At 32.1% G+C, this 20,119-nt stretch carries 16 protein-coding genes; 10 read left to right on the top strand and 6 right to left on the bottom strand.

The features are described from left to right. Positions 1-233: 233 nt before the first annotated feature. From D1818_RS08580 to D1818_RS08555, 6 genes are all read right to left on the bottom strand, one after another. Positions 234-923 (bottom strand): Lipl32 family lipoprotein, encoded by a 690-nt coding sequence (locus tag D1818_RS08580; protein ID WP_118457978.1) that lies wholly within the window; start codon positions 921-923, stop codon positions 234-236. A 30-nt stretch (positions 924-953) separates the two neighbouring features. Further along, entirely contained in the window at positions 954-1,298 is a 345-nt protein-coding gene (locus D1818_RS08575; protein ID WP_118457976.1) for a zinc-ribbon domain-containing protein, read from the bottom strand. 123 nt (positions 1,299-1,421) lie between these two features. Then, entirely contained in the window at positions 1,422-1,844 is a 423-nt protein-coding gene (locus D1818_RS08570) for a hypothetical protein (protein WP_027393777.1), read from the bottom strand. A gap of 333 nt (positions 1,845-2,177) precedes the next feature. Next, positions 2,178-2,822: a response regulator transcription factor gene (locus D1818_RS08565; RefSeq protein ID WP_118457974.1), complete on the bottom strand. Its 645-nt coding sequence runs from the start codon at positions 2,820-2,822 to the stop codon at positions 2,178-2,180. Then, positions 2,797-4,974, bottom strand: coding sequence for a tetratricopeptide repeat-containing sensor histidine kinase (locus D1818_RS08560; protein WP_147406174.1), 2,178 nt, complete (start codon positions 4,972-4,974; stop codon positions 2,797-2,799). The genes D1818_RS08565 and D1818_RS08560 overlap by 26 nt, the downstream gene beginning before the upstream one ends. A 265-nt stretch (positions 4,975-5,239) precedes the next feature. Continuing rightward, positions 5,240-6,574: an exo-beta-N-acetylmuramidase NamZ domain-containing protein gene (locus tag D1818_RS08555; protein WP_118457970.1), complete on the bottom strand. Its 1,335-nt coding sequence runs from the start codon at positions 6,572-6,574 to the stop codon at positions 5,240-5,242. Positions 6,575-6,582: 8 nt separating this feature from the next. On the opposite strand from D1818_RS08555, the gene D1818_RS08550 reads away from it, so the two are divergent. The 10 genes from D1818_RS08550 to D1818_RS08505 all read left to right on the top strand — a co-directional run bounded on the left by D1818_RS08550 (position 6,583) and on the right by D1818_RS08505 (position 19,716). Continuing rightward, on the top strand, positions 6,583-7,824 hold the full coding sequence (locus D1818_RS08550) for an ABC transporter permease (RefSeq protein WP_118457968.1): 1,242 nt from the start codon (positions 6,583-6,585) through the stop codon (positions 7,822-7,824). A gap of 100 nt (positions 7,825-7,924) precedes the next feature. Then, positions 7,925-9,286, top strand: coding sequence for a pyridoxal-phosphate dependent enzyme (locus D1818_RS08545; RefSeq protein WP_118457965.1), 1,362 nt, complete (start codon positions 7,925-7,927; stop codon positions 9,284-9,286). Between the two features lie 159 nt (positions 9,287-9,445). Then, positions 9,446-10,426, top strand: a complete 981-nt coding sequence (locus tag D1818_RS08540; protein ID WP_118457963.1) for an AraC family transcriptional regulator — start codon at positions 9,446-9,448, stop codon at positions 10,424-10,426. A gap of 417 nt (positions 10,427-10,843) precedes the next feature. Further along, on the top strand, positions 10,844-12,136 hold the full coding sequence (locus D1818_RS08535; protein ID WP_118457961.1) for a DUF2851 family protein: 1,293 nt from the start codon (positions 10,844-10,846) through the stop codon (positions 12,134-12,136). 17 nt (positions 12,137-12,153) lie between these two features. Then, the gene (locus D1818_RS25715) at positions 12,154-12,375 is read left to right on the top strand and encodes a PspC domain-containing protein (RefSeq protein ID WP_118457959.1); all 222 of its coding nucleotides are present in this window, start codon (positions 12,154-12,156) and stop codon (positions 12,373-12,375) included. Continuing rightward, positions 12,372-13,388 (top strand): TrkA family potassium uptake protein, encoded by a 1,017-nt coding sequence (locus D1818_RS08525; protein WP_118457956.1) that lies wholly within the window; start codon positions 12,372-12,374, stop codon positions 13,386-13,388. The genes D1818_RS25715 and D1818_RS08525 overlap by 4 nt, the downstream gene beginning before the upstream one ends. 99 nt (positions 13,389-13,487) lie before the next feature. Then, positions 13,488-15,089 (top strand): sodium:alanine symporter family protein, encoded by a 1,602-nt coding sequence (locus tag D1818_RS08520; protein WP_118457954.1) that lies wholly within the window; start codon positions 13,488-13,490, stop codon positions 15,087-15,089. A gap of 18 nt (positions 15,090-15,107) precedes the next feature. Next, on the top strand, positions 15,108-15,980 hold the full coding sequence (locus tag D1818_RS08515) for a helix-hairpin-helix domain-containing protein (RefSeq protein WP_118457952.1): 873 nt from the start codon (positions 15,108-15,110) through the stop codon (positions 15,978-15,980). A gap of 120 nt (positions 15,981-16,100) precedes the next feature. Then, the gene (locus D1818_RS08510) at positions 16,101-17,264 is read left to right on the top strand and encodes an acyl-CoA dehydrogenase family protein (protein WP_118457950.1); all 1,164 of its coding nucleotides are present in this window, start codon (positions 16,101-16,103) and stop codon (positions 17,262-17,264) included. A gap of 472 nt (positions 17,265-17,736) precedes the next feature. After that, positions 17,737-19,716: a thiol-activated cytolysin family protein gene (locus tag D1818_RS08505; RefSeq protein ID WP_118457948.1), complete on the top strand. Its 1,980-nt coding sequence runs from the start codon at positions 17,737-17,739 to the stop codon at positions 19,714-19,716. Positions 19,717-20,119 lie beyond the last annotated feature (403 nt).

The raw sequence follows: 20,119 nt of genomic DNA, 5'->3' as shown, positions 1-20,119 counted from the left end.
TTTCGGAATTTGTGGTATTGATCATACGGATTAGAAATATACCATTATTTCATAAAACAAATGACCCGATTTAATCAAGTGTTAACTATATCTAATGTCATGGAATTTATTGATAATTATCAGGTCATTGTCATCTTAAATGCTTTAAGTGTATAAAAACATTTTAGATAAAAGTTATCCCCATGTTTTTTGAACATAGGAATAACTATCCAGTTTTGTTTGTTAGAAATATATTATTTGCTAAGTCCTTCTTTTAAGTCTTTAATAGTTTTAGCCATTACTACACCTGGTATTTTTATTGGAGCCGCAACTTCTGCTAAGAAAGTACCTTTTACTTCTCCGGTTTTATAGGTAGTAAAACCTATACGGTATAACCCAACAGTTAATGCTTTTAAAGGATCATTAATGTCACTTTTATATCTTAACAAAGAGTTATACGTACTACCACTTGGTTGTTTCGGCATCTCTCCACTATCATCATTACGTTCTAGAATAGTCCAGTTTGCACTATCCACTGCGTCTTGACTAATATTAGCAGTACTAATAATATCAGAACGCTCTAATGTAATATAGGTGTCAAAATAATCGGCAGATTTGGCATTCTCTTCGTATGCCTTAGACATTGTAGCTTTTTTAATTTTATTTTTCCCTACAGGCGACATCATTCGAACTCCCAATTCTGGAGCGGCTAATGGTACCCATACATAGATATAGTAGAATTTTTTCCCATCCTTTACTTCATCTTCGTTACCTGGAGCTGCATATCCAAGATATGATACTACATCTGTATATGGCACTTTTATTGTTTTTGGACCTATTTTTTTCTCGACAGAACTACCGAATTTTTTTAGTTTTTGCGCTTGTAATGTTGTTGAAGTTCCAAGTATAATAATACTTAATAGAAATAAAATTTTTGTTCTCATAATTTGATAATTTGTGTAATTTAAAATTGTTTATTTAGTTAAAAATGGTAATATGGATATCAACATAATCAATAATAATACAAGGATAATACCGGTAAAATGATACCAAGGAATTTTGATTTTATTGTTTTCGAAGTATTCGAAACTAGTGGTCAATTCTTGATCTTTAAATTCTTTTTTTTCAAAAACACCTTTGCAATGACTACATACTGAGTAGATTTTTTTCCACAGTGGGAAAAACGGAATCCAGAATACGTGAAAATATTTTCTATACCCCTGAATCCACATCTGATTTTTGGTTTTGCAAAAAGGGCAACAACCTCCATCAAGTTTTGCAGGATGTATGGTAGAAGAACTTGTCCCGAATATGATCATGGCTAATCAATGTATGTTAGATATTCTTTTAGTTTGAAACTTTACTTGAGTTAGGAATAGGAGAGAGAATTCAATCTCAAAGAAAGGTTTCTTTCTCTCTCCATTCTTCAACTAACTAACGTCTTATGTAAAGAATAGGAATGATGCTACGATCATCCATCCGCCAACGATTAGTCCAAATACTCCTAGTTTACCTTGTTTAGGAGCTAATTTTGCTCTTAGTTCGTTAGCTTTTTCTTTTGCTGCTTCATTTTTAGATAAGAAAAATTTATTGATAAGTCCAAAACCTAACATGAATCCTAATACTGCAGAAATAATGTTACCTGCTAATAAGGTTACCCACCAGATTGGATATGTAGTAAGCCATCCAAGATTTAAGATAGCAGAAATAATTCCCCAAACACCCCAGAAACAGAATACAAGTCCAATCCATCCTTGGTAAGGCTCGATTTTTTCTAAAAGTTCTTTGGCGTTAGGTTTTTTTGAAAGCAATAATGATGGTACTGCTAAAATACTTAATAAAATTAATGAGATTCCCCAGATCATATCTTTATGGTTTTATAGGGTTAGTAATTAGTTTAATGCTGTAAGTCTTGATGTATTGTTTGTCAATAATTACAGTACAAAGATGGCATATATCTAAGCTACTGGAAACACCCTTTCTAGGGGAAATGAATACCCTGAAAACAGTGGTAAGTATTCTTGTAATGGATAATTGGTATTAAATGAGAGAGCGGTAGGGTTTCCTGTAGGTTAGTAGATGTTTTTAATTTTACTAATAAATACTACTTTTGGTTTATGTTAATTCCATTGCGACAAGGGAGTTAACAGTTTAATTCATTAGGACTTAGTCTTTACTATATAAATACTATAAAAAAATTAGTGTTGTATATACTTCATTTTTAAGGCATACTTAGTTAATCCAGCAAGATTTCTTACGTTAAGTTTAGCAATTAAGTTTTTTCGGTAACTTTCTATTGTATGTTTACTTAAGAATAATTTATCAGCGATTTCCTGAGTTGTAAATTCCTGTGCGATTAGTGTAATTACATCTACTTCTCTTTGAGTAAGTTTTACTTCTTCGTCCTTTTTTTTAGAGAACTTATTTTCCATATAGATATCCTTTATCTCACGCGAAAAATATTTTTCTCCTTTTAATATGGTTTGTATTGCTTTAAGAAGTTCTTCTTTTTCGGCATTTTTTGGCACATAACCATCGACATCATGTTCAATGAGATTATCAATCATATCTGGATTATTGTGCATGCTTACTACCAGTGTTTTAATGTTTGATTTTCTTTGCTTTACAATCTTATTAAGAGCAATACCATCCATTTCTGGCATTGTGATATCCGTGATAATTAGGTCTATTTTTTCATCTGGATTTATCTCTAAATATTTGGCAATATGTTTACCGTTTTTGGCAGTCAACAAAATATTATAATCTTTTTCAGAATTCAGAATACTTAATAAGCCATCCAAAAACATTTTATGATCATCAGCTATAATTAGGTTGTATTTCATTTATGGTAGTTGTTAAGTTGGTAATTTCTATATTAATAATAGTTCCTCTTTTGATCCTAGAATCAATGTCTATGGTTCCAGAAATTTTGTTTAATCTACTTCTTATATTTCTAAATCCAATTCCTTCTATATTTTTATTTGTATCAAAACCTACACCATCATCTTCGAATAAAATACTTAATTCATCTTCTACCAAATTAAGTTGGAGCTCGATAGATGAAGCTTTCGCGTGTTTAATACTGTTGGTAATAAGTTCCTGGATGATTTTAAAAGTTTCTATTTGTAATTCTTCTCCCAATAAATCAATTTCTTTTCTTGGATATACGCTGCAGGAAGTCCTAAGACTACTTGCTCCACCAATATTTTTGAAATATTCCTCAAGTACATCACAAAAATTATTTTTACTAAATTTTTTAGGTATCAAGTTATGAGAAAGATCACGAACTAATTCATAAGTGTCGTCTATTTGAGTATTAATTCCCTTTATGTAGCCTTCGTTTTTATTTTTATTATTATTTAATTGAAGTTTAATTGCAGCAAGATTCCCTCCAATACTGTCGTGTAATTCTTGTGCAATACGTTTTCTTTCTTTATCCTGGCTCTCTATAGAGGCTTTAATAACTTTCAATTCCTGATCTTTTAGTAAGGATGAAATTCTTTCTTCGTTTATTTCCTCTTGTTTTTTAGTTAATTCGCTTTGAGCTTTTATTTTTTGATAATAAGTAACTAGTAAACCAATAACCGGAATTAAAAGTATTAAAAAAGAATATAAAATGATATTTTTAAACCCTTTTTGTCTAGTTGTTTCAGCTTGTTGTATTTCTAATTGTGCATCCTTAATCTCTTCATTCTTCTTTAAAAGAATATTTTCGTTTAATGTTTTTTCTGTTGCATTCTGAAAAGATAGAAGTTTGTTTTCATTTTCTTTCTTCCGTATTTCACTCTCTTTCTTTTCAATCTCCTGTTGCAGCGTTAGATTTCTAATTGCTTCTTCACGATTTGCTAACTCAAGTTTTTTATTGGTGTTTTCTACTTGTAAAAATTTAATTTCTTTCTCTTTTTGTAAAGTCTTAAATTTTATCTCAAGTTCTCTTATGTCATTATCCTTTTGGAGTTCGTTGATAGAGTCTTTTATTTTGATTTTTTTTCCAAAGTACATGTATGCATCTTGATATTTGCCTTGTATTTTCGAACTTTCTTCAAGACGATTGTATATGACAATTTGTTTGTCAAGAAAACCTAACTTTTCACAAATCAGGAGTGATTCCTGATATGCTTTTTTCGCTTTTTCATGCATCCCTTTGTCCTGATAAACTAAACCAATATTATTCATAGCATCTAACATTGGTCTATAATATTTCTTGTCTTTTCCTAAAACAAGCGCTTCATTATAATAAGATAATGCTTCTTCATGATTTTTCATCAGATGATACTGAGCCCCGATATTTTGTAATATTATAATCTTATTTCTTGAACCTTTGTCGTCCTTAAAATATTCAAGAGTTTTTTTTAAATAAGAAAGAGCTAACTCAAAATCATTTTTATAAGAATAGGCAGTTGCCAAACTAATGTAGACCGTAAATGTAAATCTAGTATTTTCTGTATATTCAAGACAAGATTCTAGAAGTTTGATGGCATAATCATAATTCTCTAACCTTATATATGTTGAAGCTAAATTGTGTACTTTTTTAAAGTATCTTTCTCCAGTTTGATACTTTTGGGCAATTTCGATACCCTTCAGATGCCATTTTTTGCTCTCTTCTAATAAGCTTTTGTCTCCATACGCATTGGCAATAATATTATACGCGGATGATAACCTGAGCATTGATAATGAGTCCTTTTGCTTTCCGACTAGTTTTATGACTTCATTTCCATAAAATAATGCCGAATCAGCTAAGTTTCTGTCATTGTTATAAATACCTATGATGATATTAGCATAAATTTTATTTTTTTTATGTTTAGTTTTTTTTAATAAACGCAGACTATTACTATAAGCGTCTAGTTCTCTTTCTGTTCCTAGAAGATTGTATGCTTCATCTAACTGTTTTTGTTCTTCAGAATAGAGATTCAATTTTTTAGAAGATAGAGATAGATTATTACCATCGATCTGACTGTAAACATTACAAGAAATGAGCATAGAATAAATAATCACTATTCGTTTTGAAAAATCGAATAATTTTGAATTAATCAGCGCGATATGATTTGATGGTTTTTTCAGAATTTTAGTATACTTTTAATAAATAGCCATATGATAGAATAGGAATAATGTTATTATCTATTTTAGCAATAAAACTAGTTATTAATTTCAAAACCTATATAAAATCCCTGAACATAATCCTTTATACATGGTCAAAGGTATTAATTTTGAAAGGTCTAAATATCCCTGAAAACAGGGTTCTTACCGCTCCCTTTTTGTGTTAATTATAGAGAAGGTATTGTGCTCTTATTTTTTTAAAATTTTCAAGATCTTTTATCCAAGTCTTTTTGATTTCTCTAGCAGTATACCCTTGCTCAATTTGTTGTTGTAATTTTTGTGTTCCTGCATGTATTGTAAACGACTTGGTATTAAAAAAACCTTCTTTGTTTTTAGAATTACGATAAGCGTCAAGCATCCATTGCAGGTTTATACCGTGAAGTCGTTCAGTTTTTCTTAGATCTTTTCCATAACAAACTTCTCCTTTATGTTTTGGATATTTCGATCCAAAATTGGGTTGTGGTGTATAAGCAAAATCATATTGATCAATTGGGAAATCCGGAGAACCAAAAATCTGAAATTGCATTTCCGTGCCACGACCAGCATTAATAGTTGTTCCTTCAAAAAAACCAAGACTTGGATAAAGATTTATCGATGTGTCATTTGGTAAGTTAGGAGAAGGTCTAATAGATAAGCTATAATGCGTTTGGTGCGTATAATTTTGGATAGGTATAATTTTGACTTCACATTTCAGACCATCTCCTAACCAGCCCTCACCATTTACCATTTTCGCATATTCACCTATAGTCATGCCGTGAACTAGAGGAATGGGGTGCATTCCCAGAAAGCTAGCATGTTCTGGTTCTAAAGTAGGCCCGTCGATATAGTGCCCATTTGGGTTAGGGCGATCTAAGATTAGTAAAGGTATATTATTTTCTGCACAGGCTTGCATTACATAATGTAGTGTAGAAATATAGGTATAAAATCTTGCTCCAACATCTTGGATGTCAAAGACTACGATTTCTATATCCGAAAGAGCTTCAGTAGAAGGTTTTTTGTTTTTACCATGTAAAGAAATAATAGGTAATCCTGTTTTAATATCTTTTTCATCTGCTACCAATTCTCCAGCATCTGCTTTACCTCTAAAACCGTGTTCCGGAGCAAAAACCTTTTGGATGTTGACATTTCTAGACAAAAGAGAATCTACTAGATGTGTATATTGCTCTAAGGCAGTTGGAGTAACACCTTCTGTTTGTAAAAGAGGTCCTAGATTTGGAAATTTGAAAATGACAGAAGTCTGATTACCAACAATGGCTACTTTTTTATCTTTTAGTAATGGTAAATAGAGCTCAGTCTGATTAGCTCCTACAACAATTGGTTCCAAAATGTCCAGAGAATCTTGTTTTTGACTTTCTGAAATGATATTTTTTTGGTTGATAATGGGCATTTTGCCTTCAGGATTTGTCTGAGAAGAGGTTTTTGTTCCGCTTCCACAAGAAATAAGGAGTGTGAAAAAGAATAAAAACGTATTTTTGAATGCATTTCTGATAAAAACCATAAATAACTTTGAATTTCGAATATTTTATTGCCAAACGCCTTATCAAAGGTAAGGAACATAAAAGTAGCATATCATCTGCAATCATAAAAATAGCCATTTTTGCTATAGCCATCGGTATGGTTATGATGTTAATAACGGTTGCTACTGGTATAGGTTTACAACGTAAAATCAGAGAAAAAGTTGCAGCGTTTAATGGACATGTTATCATTACTAGTTATGATAACAATAATAGTATAGAATCTTTGATTCCTATTAAAAAAGACCAACATTTTTATCCAAACTTTGTTGATGTAGATGGTATTAAACACGTCCAGAGATTTGCTACAAAAGGAGGTCTTATTAGGACTGAAAATGATTTTGAAGGAGTTGTAGTTAAAGGCATTGGAGAAGATTATGATTGGTCATATTTTAAAGAGTATTTAATAGAAGGTGTCTTACCAGATTTTACAGATCCCAGAAATAATCAGATATTAATATCAGCTTATACATCATCACGATTAGGTTTGGGAGTAGGAGATAAAGCGAATACGGTTTTTTTAAAGAAAAACTCCAGCTCTAAAATTCCGGCCAATATTCGTGCTTTCGAAATTGTGGGAATATACGATTCCGGTTTTCTGGAGTTTGATGAGAAATTTATTTTTGCAGATATAAGGCATATCCAAAAAATGAATAAATGGAAAGATGGCGAGGTAGGAGGTTTTGAGGTATTTATAGATAATTTTGATGAAATAGATAAGAAAGGTAAAGAAATCTATGAGAGTATTCCGTCTGATTTAGAAGCGCAAACGATTGCTTTAAAGTATGGTAGTATTTTTGAGTGGCTTAAACTTTTTGATCTAAATATCATTGGGATTATTGGAATTATCATATTAGTTGCAGGAATCAATATGATTACGGCATTACTTGTTTTGATATTAGAAAGAACGCAAATGATAGGGATCCTAAAATCATTAGGAACTAATGATTGGAGTATTCGAAAAGTATTTTTATATAATGCAGGATACTTAATTCTTCTTGGTTTATTTTGGGGTAACCTTATTGGCATAAGTTTGTTGTTTATCCAGAAACATTATGGAATTATAGGTCTTAATCCAGCTACTTATTATGTGAGTACTGCTCCGGTGTATATAAGCATAGGATATATTATTTTACTTAATGTTGGAACCACAATATTATGTTTAGCAATGCTTCTTATACCATCTTATGTGATTGCTAAAATATCACCTTCTAAAGCAATAAGATTTCAGTAGCGGTAAATAAGGCATCTTCCTCTTACTTAATGACTTTGTATTTGTATCTTTGCACCGCATAAAAAACAATTGTAAGAGACTGTAATAAATTAGTAAGCTTGTGAAGTACGCAAATAATATATTAGAAACCATTGGTAATACACCTATGGTAAAAATGAATCCTTTAGTTAAAGATGTAGATGCGCTGGTATTGGCAAAATACGAGACATTTAATCCCGGAAATTCGGTTAAAGATCGAATGGCTTTAAAAATGATTGAAGATGCCGAGGCTGATGGAAGATTAAAGCCTGGAGGAACTATTATCGAAGGTACTTCTGGTAATACTGGAATGGGATTAGCTCTTGTGGCTATTGTAAAAGGGTATAAGTTGATCTGTGTAATGGCAGATAAACAATCCAAAGAAAAAATGGATATTCTACGAGCAGTTGGTGCCAAAGTAATGGTGTGTCCAACAAATGTAGAGCCTGATGATCCAAGGTCATACTATTCTGTTTCTAAAAGATTAGCAGAAGAAACTCCTAATTCTTGGTATGTAAACCAGTATGATAATCCTTCTAATGCAAAAGCGCATTACGAGAGTACTGGACCAGAGATATGGGAACAAACGGATGGGAAGATTACTCATTTTATTGTAGGAGTAGGCACTGGAGGAACAATTTCTGGAGTTGGAAAGTATTTGAAAGAAAAAAATCCTAATATCAAGATTTGGGGAATAGATACTTATGGTTCCGTTTTTAAAAAATATCATGAAACTGGTGTGTTTGATGAAAATGAAGTGTATTCTTATATAACAGAAGGTATCGGAGAAGATATCTTACCTGAAAATGTAGATTTTTCGATTATTGATGGATTTACGAAAGTAACGGATAAAGATGCAGCAGTATATACTCAGAGACTTGCTAAAGAAGAAGGAATGTTTCTTGGAAATAGTGCTGGAGCGGCAATTAAGGGATTATTACAATTAAAAGATCATTTTACAAAAGATGATGTAGTAGTTGTGTTATTTCATGATCACGGAAGTCGTTACGTGGGTAAGATGTTTAATGATGATTGGATGAGAGAACGTGGTTTTCTGGAAGAAGAAGTGTCTACTGCAGTCGATTTAGTTAAAAATCACATAGAAAAACCTTTGATAACGGTGAAAACGGAAGAGTTAGTTTCTCATGCAATAGAGCGCATGCGTAAATTTCAAATATCTCAAATACCAGTTTTAGATAGTGAAGGTTTTGTTGGTTCTGTAGATGAAAGTGCTTTGTTTACTGCATTTCTTGAAGATAAAAATACTGGAGATACTCCAATTAGGGAGATTATGAATGACCCTTTTCCAATAGTTAAAGCAAACACATCACTCGATGAAATATCAGGATTAATAAAAAATGGTAATCCAGCAGTTCTTGTAGCTCTTGATAATGGTAAACATCATATCATTACAAAATATGATGTTATCAGTCATATAAAATAAATTATTATATTTATAACAGGTAAGGAACCCCCTTTATTAGTTTAACAAGCTAATATAGGGGTTGTTTTTATACATCAATCTTAATTTAGATGCTGTTTTACGCAACTTTATAGTCAAATATCAATCTATATAGAAAGGTTCGTATAAAATCTTAGGGCTATGCAAAAATATTCATTTGACTTTTCTGATATAGATCAAATAAGGAACTATTTTAGATCTCAATTAGATCCGAAAGGAACCAGTGATAGAATCTATTTTCCTCCTGAGATTGGAGAAGGATATCTAAGTTATTATAAAATATCTCCAGAAGTCTTTCTATTTATTAATAATTATAGAGCACATGTTGATATAGAGTATACAAGGGAACCTATTGCTGAAAAAGATATCATTTTACATTTTAGAAAGTATTCATTAGATCATCAAATAAAGAAGAATGAAATCATAAGCTCATATTCTGATGGCTATACTCCAGGAAATATGAGATGCATGGATGCGCAACAGGGTGAAAGAGTTTATATTACTAAAGGTGCTGAGGTGAAATCTATTATGATTGTACTGAAAAGTGAGTACATAAAACCCTACTTTCTCAAAAATAGTGATATGGCAGAAAGAGTAGATAGTTACATTCGATACTCGCATCAGCATATTAATAAGTTTTATCTTTCATATAAACAGTCTGTCCTGTTTGATCAAATAGTTTCTCCGGATCTTAATAAGGTAGAGAATTATTTATTTTTCATTGCAAGAGGAATTCGTTTGCTAGAAACGTTCTGGAAAGACGTTTTAATGTGGGAAACAGAAAGTAATCCATTTAATATAAATAGTTCACAAGTAGGTAAGATTTATAAGGTTAGTAATTATTTAGAGCATAATTTACACGAACCTTTTATAGGTGTTGATCAATTGGCGTCTATGGCACATATGAGTCGTACCAACTTCTTCAATATGTTTAAGGAGATTCATGATCAAACGCCTTTAGAGTTTTTTAATAATAAAAAATTAGAAAGCTCCTATAATATGATATTTGCAGAAGGGTTGTCGATTAAAGAGGTAATGGATAATCTAAATTATTCCAATTCTTCAAAATTTAAAAAAGCCTTTTTTAATAAATTTGACATCTATCCGGATATCCAAATTTGATTATCTCCAAGATTGATATAAAATAAAGATGGTCATCAAAAAATGACAACCATCTATAACCTAACACAAACTCAACTAAGCTTAGGATTTTGTAATCTTTATATTTTCTTGAAATTATCTTCCCTATTTCTGATAGCAAATTAAAGAAATCAAATAGTTGTAGCAATTTCCATTAATACATAAAATCTTACCAATAGTACATTTTTGATAGATTTAAGTCTTTTTTAAGAACTATAGAGAGAAAATAGTACTATTTGATTCAATATAGTATGGTTTTAAGGGAGAATATCTCTCTCTAATAGGTTCAAAAGAATTTTTTACTATTTAATTAAATCAAAAAGGGTAACATTTTAATCATTAATTACACATGATTATAGAAATCAAGAGGTTTTCTTTAAAATAATAATTAATGATTGTATGAAGGAAGAGTTTTTACACTACCTATGGAAATATAAAAAGTTTAATTTTTCAAATCTAAAAACTACAAACCGTCTGCCAATTGTACTTCAACGAGTTGGTGAACATAATCAGATGAATTCTGGTCCGGATTTTTTTAATGCTCAATTGGTGATCGATAATCAGAAATGGGCTGGTAATGTCGAGATCCATATTAAGTCAAGTGATTGGTATGTTCATCATCATGAGAGTGATCCTGCTTATGATAATGTTATATTACACGTGGTATGGGAAAATGATATTGAAGTTTTTAGAAAGAATAATTCGAGAATCCCTGCCTTACAGCTTAAAGATTATATTGATGAAAATATAGTATCTCAATATCAAAAACTCTTTCAAAGTAAAGATGTTAATTGGATTCAATGCGAAAAGGAACTTTGTGATGTTTCCGATTTCATAATTTTCAATTGGCAGGAAAGACTCTATTTAGAAAGGTTAGAACAAAAATCTGAATTGATAAAAGAATTACTAAATAAGTCTTCAAATGATTGGGAAACAGTACTCTTTAAATTATTGTCAAAGAATTTTGGGCTGAAAGTTAACAGTGATCCCTTTTTAAGCTTAGCTAATTCTTTTGATTTTTCAATTCTTAGAAAGTGTAGTAATAATCTAAAGCAGTTAGAGGCTTTGTTGTATGGTCAGGCCGGTTTTCTGAATCCGGATTCAGATGTTTCATATGTTAAGGAGTTGTTGAAGCATTATCAATTTTTAAAAAATAAGTTCACTTTAAAAAATCACGGTGTATTGCCTTTTCAGTTTTTTAGACTACGCCCTTCTAATTTTCCAACAATTCGGGTATCTCAGTTAGCAAACCTTTATTTTAAAAATAAGCAGCTATTTAGTAAGGTCATTATGGCTAACGATCTAGAAAAATTTTACGAACTATTTGATACAAGTGCGAGTGGTTTCTGGAAAACTCATTATACTTTTGATAAAGAATCTGCTGCCAGAAAGAAAAGAGTAACAAAGTCATTTATTCATTTGATCTTAATAAACACAGTCATTCCTCTAAAGTTTTTATATGCCAAAAGCCAAGGAAAAGATGCTTCAGAAGAAATCTTAGGCTTGATATCTCAGTTGCCTGTAGAAAAGAATACGATATCAGATAAGTTTATTAGTTTAGGAGTGAATATGGAGGATGCTTTACATTCTCAATCTATGATTCAGCTTAAGAATAACTACTGTGATCAAAAAGCTTGTTTAAAGTGTTCGATTGGTAATTATTTATTGAATAGAGAGGGTAGTTTGGGATAATATAATTATTTTGCATTATGCTTTATAATCTAAGACATTTTTTAGAACGGAACGGATTTTACGTTTCTAGCAGGCTAGCAGATAGATTAGGAATGCGCGCTAAAAATGTACGTTTGTTTTTTATTTATTTGACTTTTGCTACGGCGGGATTAGGATTTGTTGTTTACCTTAATATGGCGTTCTGGTTGAAATTAAAGGATCTTGTATATACAAAACGAACTTCAGTTTTTGATTTATGATAAAGCTTTATAGTTGGGGAAGACCAAGAATATATATAGCATTGATCTTGCTGATTGTTGTTATAACTACAGGAGTATTGGGATTTCATTATATCTCTGATTATACCTGGGTAGATGCCCTATATATGACGGTAATTACAATGACTACCGTGGGTTTTGGAGAGGTTCAACCACTGGATGACAATGGCAAGTTATTTACTATATTTTTGATATCTACTAGTGTAGCTATTTTTGCTTACTCGGTTTCGGTAATAACAGAATACATAGTAAGTAAAAATGATCCAAAGAGAATGCAAAACCGTAAAATACAAAAAATGATACATCAACTAGAAAATCATATCATTATTGTGGGATATGGTCGTAATGGTAAACAAGCCGCAGCAAAATTAACGGCCTATAATAAAAAGTTCATTATCGTCGAAAAAGATGAAGAAATTATTCAACGATACCAAAGTGAATCTTTGTTATTTCTTAAAGGAAATGCTACGGAAGATGATGTACTAATCGAAGCGGGACTTAAGAAGGCGATTACATTGATCTGTACATTACCAGAGGATGCAGACAACCTCTTTATAGTATTGTCAGCTAGACAAATTAATAAGGATTTAAAAATAATTAGCAGAGCATCACAGGATGCATCTTATAAGAAAATTAGATTGGCGGGAGCAGATAATGTAATTATGCCGGATCGAATAGGAGGTGATCATATGGCTTCTTTAGTTGTGGTTCCTGATTTGATCGAGTTTTTAGATAATCTTTCTATTGTTGGGAAAAAATCTATAAACATTGAAGAAGTTTCTTTTGAAGATATGTTTGATGATGAAAAAGAAAGAACCATTCGAACGATCGATATGCGATCAAAAACAGGTTGTTCTATTATTGGATATAAATCACCTGAAGGAGATTATGTGGTGAACCCAGGGGCAGATACAATTTTAAAACCAGGTTCTAAGATAGTAATAATAGGTCGTCCAGAACAGGTGAATCAACTGAATAAGGAATTTAATATTTAGACTATTACAAAAGATTTAACCGTTAAATTATTGTAAACAATGGTTTTTTTTAGCATCTTGCTCACTTCTAAAAAACTAAATTCAATTAACTCACACATTATGAAGAGAATTCTTCTTTCAATTTTAGCTCTTACCATTCCATTTATAACATTTGCGCAGGAGACCACAGAAAAAGGTCTGGATCAAAAAATAGATGAAGCTTTTCAACCGGTTTCCGATTTTTTCTCTAATGTTATCTTTTTTGAGGTTTTTAATGGGGCACCATTTGTAATTATTTTATTGGTGTTAAGTGCACTATTCTTTACCATATATTTTGGTTTCCCTAATATTCGGTATTTTGCGAAAGCTATTAATGTGGTGCGAGGTAAGTATGATGATGTAGAAGGGCATAGTTTAGGAGATCCAGCTGCAGCGGTAGATGGAGACATACCTGATACAATCAGAGATGAAAGTAAAGATGGAGAGGTTTCTCACTTTCAGGCATTGGCAACAGCAGTTTCTGGAACTGTAGGTAATGGTAATATTGCAGGTGTTGCTTTAGCAATAGCACTAGGTGGACCAGGAGCAACCTTCTGGATGATTATCTGTGGATTGTTAGGAATGTCTACGAAATTTGTAGAATGTACCTTAGGTGTACAATATAGAGATGTAGGAGAAGATGGAACTGTATATGGAGGTCCTATGTATTATCTAAGTAAAGGACTTAAAGAAAGAGGATTTGCGGTAGTAGGTAAAATTGCTGCAGTTATATTTGCTATATTCTGTATTGGTGGATCTTTTGGTGGTGGTAATGCAGCACAGTCTAATCAAGCAACCATTGTATTAAAGGAAATGTTTGGTTTGGAAAGTGCAGGCGCTGGAACAATCATAGGTGTTATATTGGCCATTCTTGTTGGAATTATAATTATTGGAGGGATTAAGAGAATCGCTTCTGTGACAGAAAAAGTAGTTCCTTTAATGGCTGTAATGTATATTATTGCTTGTTTGTATATTATTTTTAGTAATTTTTCATTTATTGATGATGCTATTGGTATGATTGTTACGGAAGCTTTTAATCCTAAAGCGATAGGTGTTGGAGGTCTTATAGGAGTGCTTCTAGTTGGTTTTAAAAGAGCAGCTTTTTCTAATGAAGCGGGAGCGGGATCTGCATCCATTGCACATTCTGCTGTAAAAACTAAATATTCAGCTTCTGAAGGTTTGGTAGCATTGTTAGAGCCGTTCATTGATACAGTGGTAATTTGTACAATGACAGCTTTGGTAATTATTATATTTAATTCTGGTGGTGCTTTTCAATATGGGGGAGATGGTAGTGGTGCTGTTTTAATAGACGGAGTGTCATATGAAGGAGCAGGAATCACTGCACAAGCTTTTGGTAAGTTTATTCCTTATTCTGATATTTTCTTGACAATCGCAGTAGTATTGTTTGCGGTATCAACTATGATATCTTGGTCTTATTATGGGTTGCAATCATGGAAGTTCTTATTTGGTAGAGGTAAAGCAGCCGATTTAACATATAAATTTTTATTTTTAACCTTTGTTGTTATTGGAGCAGCGGCAAGTATGAACTCTATTTGGGCATTCTCCGATGCAATGATATTTGCAATGGTTTTTCCTAATATGGTTGGACTGTTTTTCTTGTTCCCTGTGGTTAAGAAACAACTTGAAAGATATTTTGAAGCAATAAAAGCATCTAAAAATTAAGATTATTTATCGTCTTATATGAAATCTATAAAATCCCATTTCGAGATACACAGTCGTTTCCGAAATGGGATTCTTCTTTTAGTTGTATTGATTTTTCTTTTCCTTTTAGCTTTGTATTACTATCCCGGTTCTGTAAATAGTTCTAATGATTTTAAGGAATTAGGAAGATTTCAAACTCAGATTGATTCTCTTAAAAAGGAAGCAATCAAGAAGAAAGAATCATATAGATTAAGACCTTTTAATCCTAATTTTATAAGTGATTATAAAGGATATACTTTAGGGATGTCTACAGAAGAGTTGGATAGACTTTATGCATATAGGAAAGATAATAAATGGATAAATTCTGTTTCACAGTTTAAGATTATTACTAAAGTTTCTGATTCCTTATTGGCGGTGATTTCACCGTTATTTAAATTTCCTGATTGGGTCAAAAACTCCAAAAATTCTAAATCTTACCAAAAGAGTAAGTATCCAGTAAAATCTTTTACTCAGAAAGAAGACCTTAATAAAGTAACATCGGCTGAGCTTCAAGAAAAAATAGGAGTTCCTAATTTTATTGCGGAAAGAATTATAAAACATAGAAACAAGTTGAGTGGATTCATAAGTGACCTCCAGCTGAAGGATGTAATAGGGCTTTATGAGAATCAACGAGATAAGATTCTGGCACTATACACTGTTAAGACAAAGAAGGACATAGAGAGGATTAATATAAATGAGGCTTCGGTGAAAGAACTGATGGAAGTTCCTTATTTTGATTTTGAAACTGCTTTGGATATAAAGGATTTTATAGAAGAGAATAACGGTATATCAAGTTTTGAAGAATTAGGAAAAATTGAAGGTTTTTCTTTAGAAAAAATAGATAGAATAGCGTTATATTTGATATTAAATTAAAAATCGGAAAAAATTACTGTAAATATTGATAATACTTAAATTTGATTTCAAGATTTAAGATGTTTATTTCTTTACAGTGATATGTTGCTATATATAAATTAAAGTTATCATCTAAACAACATGTATTTTACAGAAGAGCACGAATTATTTAGAGAAAGTCTTAAGGATTTTTTACAAAAAGAGGTAGTTCCACATATTGAGAAGTGGGAGAAAACTGGAGATATAGATCGTTTCATTTGGGAGAAATTCGGTGAGATGGGATATTTCGGAATTTCTTATCCCGAAGAATATGGAGGATTAGATTTGGATCTTTTTTACACCGTAATATTTTTAGAAGAGCTACAGAAAATTAATTCTGGTGGTTTTGCTGCAGCAATGTGGGCACATGTATATTTAGCAATGACACATGTCAATAAAGAAGGTGATGATAGAATCAAGGAAAAATACTTAAGAAGTAGTATCACCGGTGAAAAGATAGGATGTTTATGTATTTCCGAACCGTTTGGAGGTTCTGATGTTGCTGGTATGAGAACTACGGCAGTAAAAGAAGGAGATTCTTATGTTATTAATGGGTCTAAAACATTTATAACTAATGGAGTATATAGTGACTATTTGGTAGTGGCAGCTAAAACTACTCCAGAACTTGGTAATAAGGGGATCAGTATCTTTATTATGGATCGAGATACGCCAGGGATTTCTGCTACGAAGTTAGATAAATTAGGTTGGAAAGCTTCTGATACAGGAGAAATAGCTTTTGATAATGTAAAAATACCTTGGGAAAATTTAATGGGTGAAGAGAACAAAGGATTCTCTTATATCATGCAACATTTCGCCTTAGAAAGGTTGATAATGGGTATTAATGCACACGCGAGAACAGAATTTGCTTTAGAGTATGTTATTAAATATATGGGTGAGCGCGAGGCTTTTGGAAGAACTATAGATAAGTTTCAGGCGCTCAGACACACGGTAGCAGATATGGCGAGTGAATTAGAAATGTGTAAAGAATTTAATTATTCTGTAGCTAAAAGATTGAATGAAGGGCAATATGTAGTAAAAGAGGCTAGTATGTCTAAATTACTTTCTACAAAAATAGCCGATGAGGTAATTTACAAATGTCTTCAATTGTTAGGTGGTTATGGTTATATGGAAGAGTACCCACTTGCTAGATTATTTAGAGATAGTAGATTAGGTCCAATAGGAGGAGGAACTTCTGAAATCTTAAGAGAGATTATCGCCAAAATGGTTATTGATAAGAAGGAATATAAGCCAGCTGTTAAGGAATAATCAAAAATAGCTTTTTGGTGAAAATTGTTTTTTCAATTCGCCAAAATGGTTATTGATAAGAAGGAATATAAGCCAGCTGTTAAGGAATAATCAATAAGATACCTTACTGACTTGTGAATTTTTAAAAGGTTTTTTGTTTGTCTATAGTTTTAAGACAAACAAAAAACCTTTTTTTCTTCATATTATTTTGTGTCTATATGAAGTTGTGGAGCTTTTTTGATCAAAAAAGAGGATTGATAATCACTTTTTATTTCGAAATGTAAATCAAATCAGGTAAACACGTTATGTATTGTATACCTGATATATATGTGCTATAAACCCAAAATCTAAAGGAATAATAAGCATTCCTTTTAACCGCTTTTTTTCCTTCTAAACGCTTTTTTTTCGCCCTCATCTTATTTCTTTTTTTCAACATTCACTGCATTTGTAGTATTGCACCATAAATCATTTATCTAAAACTCATTAATGTATTATGAAAAAGCTATCAAGACCTTTTATCAATTTCAGTGTATTAATTTTATTATGTCTCGCTTTGGGGTGTAGTAATGATGATTCAGTTAATCCCGAAGACCCAAATGTTGGAGGAGAACCCTTAACATATGATGATGTGTTTTCTATCGGAAATGAGATTCCTTCTTTTAATGAAGAAAGAATAGAAAACATTGTATCTGTAGAAGAAGCACCTTTAGATGCGGATAATGCAGATGGAACTACTTCTAGATTTATTTGTGTTACCGAAACTGTTAATTTAAGAGATGGTACAGGAAAGTTTAATTTATTCGATACGAATGCTGAAGTCATATTTCCTGGAAATTTGTTACAAGGAAGTACATTGTCAGAACCTACACCTTCTCCGATTGTGGTTGAACGTGCAGGAGGAACTATTTCTATAAATATTAATAACGGAAATTTGCAATCCTCTGCAGAGGTAGATGAAGTAAAACGTAGTACGATACAAGATGCGATCAATCAAATTATCAGTACTTCTGGCGAAGAAGCACCTGCAAATTTTACAGTAGACATCGAACAGGTAGAGTCTGAAGAACAACTGGCTGTTGAGTTAGGTATTAACGTACGTGCCTTTAGAGTAAATGTTTCTAGTAATTTTAGTTTTAGTACAGAAAAAGAATTTAATCGTACACTAGTTAAATTAGACCAAAGTATGTATACGATGAGTTTTGATTTGCCTACAGATATCGGACAAATTTTTGACGAAAGTGTTACTCCTGAAGATTTAGCACCATTTGTACAGCCCGATAATCCGGCAACATTTATTTCTTCTGTAACTTTTGGACGTGTTTTTTACATGTTGATAGAATCGACTTCTACGCGTCAGGAAATGGATGCAAGTATCAATGCAAGTTTTTCAGGCCTGGCCGTTAATGCTTCAGCAAGCTTAGATGTTTCCTCTGTTGAAAGCTTAAGCGACTTAAAAATAAAAGTTATTGCATATGGAGGCCCTTCTAGTGGTGCTTTTGAATTGATTGGTGAAACGAATATTCGAGATATTGCTTCAGCATTAGGTCAAACTTCTGACTTACGTTTTGCATTGCCTATTTCTTATGTGGTAAGAAGTGTAGAACGTCCTGATCAAATCGTGGGTGTAAACCTAGCAACAGAATTTGGCAGAACTACTTGCGAGTTAAAAGGACAATTACCGCTAAGAGCTTATCGAAATCTAGTGGATATTTTCGGTGCTGATGACCGTATAGGAGCTGCTTTTAATATAGATGGCGCAGTAATAGGTGTCTATAATGATGTAGGTGATAGATATGCTATTTATAATGCAGGACTAGGAGAAGTATTAGGGATATTTGATCATAATGATCCCGACGGACCTCTAGGAGTTAGTAATTTGGATAATGTTGGAGCTGGTTTCAAGCATACTGAAACTGATAAAGGATTTCCTGAAAATACGGTGGTGCTTACAGATAAAGGAGGGGTTAGATCACATAGGTTTTTTGTGAATGATAATTTTGATATAAATAATGCAAATCCGATTGGAGTTTATGCTTCCAATACTGAAAGTATCGAAACTATTTTGAGTACTAATAGTTCTCCGTTTCCCTTTTCGGCAGAGGGTATTTCTGCAGCCGCAGGATTACCTTCCAATTTAGCTGATGGTAATAGAATGACTTCTATTGTTTTTTCCGGTGGGTCACCTGAGTTTATGCAAAACCTTTTTTCCAGTAGTACAGCTATGAGTAATGTAGCAACACAAAATTTATCAGTATTACTAAAAGAGGAAGGTAACGATAGTTTTAATAAAATAAGGGCTGCGGCTGTGATACGTTTTTTAGGAGGTGAAGAAGAACTCCTACTCATTAACGAAGAAGGCGATTTAATGATGTATTTGAGTGACTTGAATGCCAGAAGAAGAGACGTGTATAGAAGAATTAGAGAAGTTGATAATTTTGAAGCTATTTATTCCGGAATTAGAGTGCTGAAATAATAGTTTTTCGAGTATAATGACCCTGTCAATTGAACTTATTTACAATAAGTAGCTATAGTAATTGCCCTGAAATCCCTTCCCCAAGTTTACTATTTATGATTCCCCGATGGCTCTGCCTCGGGGTTTCTGATTTACTTTCTTTGGGAAGTTGGAATTACCTTTTTACAATTATGAATAGTGTAAAATAAAGAATTTAAGTTTTAGACCCTAAAAGAAAAATGAACTCACAGGAGGTGGAGCGTCTGAAGTTTTGAGGGAGATTATCAATAAAGTAATTATTGATCAGAAGGAATATAAACGAGCTACTAAAGATTCCTTGTTGTTATAATGTTTTTTTTTGAGAGTTTTATAAAATCTATACCGTATAGTTGAGTAAATAATAATACTTGCGGATTTTCTTCAT

It is taken from the genome of Aquimarina sp. BL5 (assembly GCF_003443675.1).
Taxonomy (GTDB): domain Bacteria; phylum Bacteroidota; class Bacteroidia; order Flavobacteriales; family Flavobacteriaceae; genus Aquimarina.
This window is presented reverse-complemented; position numbering and strand designations above follow the sequence as displayed.

Excerpts from the sequence above, each read along its gene's own strand:
- D1818_RS08580 (WP_118457978.1), bottom strand. The coding sequence starts at position 923 with ATGAGAACAAAAATTTTATTTCTATTAAGTATTATTATACTTGGAACT.
- D1818_RS08575 (WP_118457976.1), bottom strand. The coding sequence starts at position 1,298 with ATGATCATATTCGGGACAAGTTCTTCTACCATACATCCTGCAAAACTT.
- D1818_RS08570 (WP_027393777.1), bottom strand. The coding sequence starts at position 1,844 with ATGATCTGGGGAATCTCATTAATTTTATTAAGTATTTTAGCAGTACCA.
- D1818_RS08565 (WP_118457974.1), bottom strand. The coding sequence starts at position 2,822 with ATGAAATACAACCTAATTATAGCTGATGATCATAAAATGTTTTTGGAT.
- D1818_RS08555 (WP_118457970.1), bottom strand. The coding sequence starts at position 6,574 with ATGGTTTTTATCAGAAATGCATTCAAAAATACGTTTTTATTCTTTTTC.
- D1818_RS08540 (WP_118457963.1), top strand. The coding sequence starts at position 9,446 with ATGCAAAAATATTCATTTGACTTTTCTGATATAGATCAAATAAGGAAC.
- D1818_RS08535 (WP_118457961.1), top strand. The coding sequence starts at position 10,844 with ATGAAGGAAGAGTTTTTACACTACCTATGGAAATATAAAAAGTTTAAT.
- D1818_RS25715 (WP_118457959.1), top strand. The coding sequence starts at position 12,154 with ATGCTTTATAATCTAAGACATTTTTTAGAACGGAACGGATTTTACGTT.
- D1818_RS08525 (WP_118457956.1), top strand. The coding sequence starts at position 12,372 with ATGATAAAGCTTTATAGTTGGGGAAGACCAAGAATATATATAGCATTG.
- D1818_RS08520 (WP_118457954.1), top strand. The coding sequence starts at position 13,488 with ATGAAGAGAATTCTTCTTTCAATTTTAGCTCTTACCATTCCATTTATA.
- D1818_RS08515 (WP_118457952.1), top strand. The coding sequence starts at position 15,108 with ATGAAATCTATAAAATCCCATTTCGAGATACACAGTCGTTTCCGAAAT.
- D1818_RS08510 (WP_118457950.1), top strand. The coding sequence starts at position 16,101 with ATGTATTTTACAGAAGAGCACGAATTATTTAGAGAAAGTCTTAAGGAT.
- D1818_RS08505 (WP_118457948.1), top strand. The coding sequence starts at position 17,737 with ATGAAAAAGCTATCAAGACCTTTTATCAATTTCAGTGTATTAATTTTA.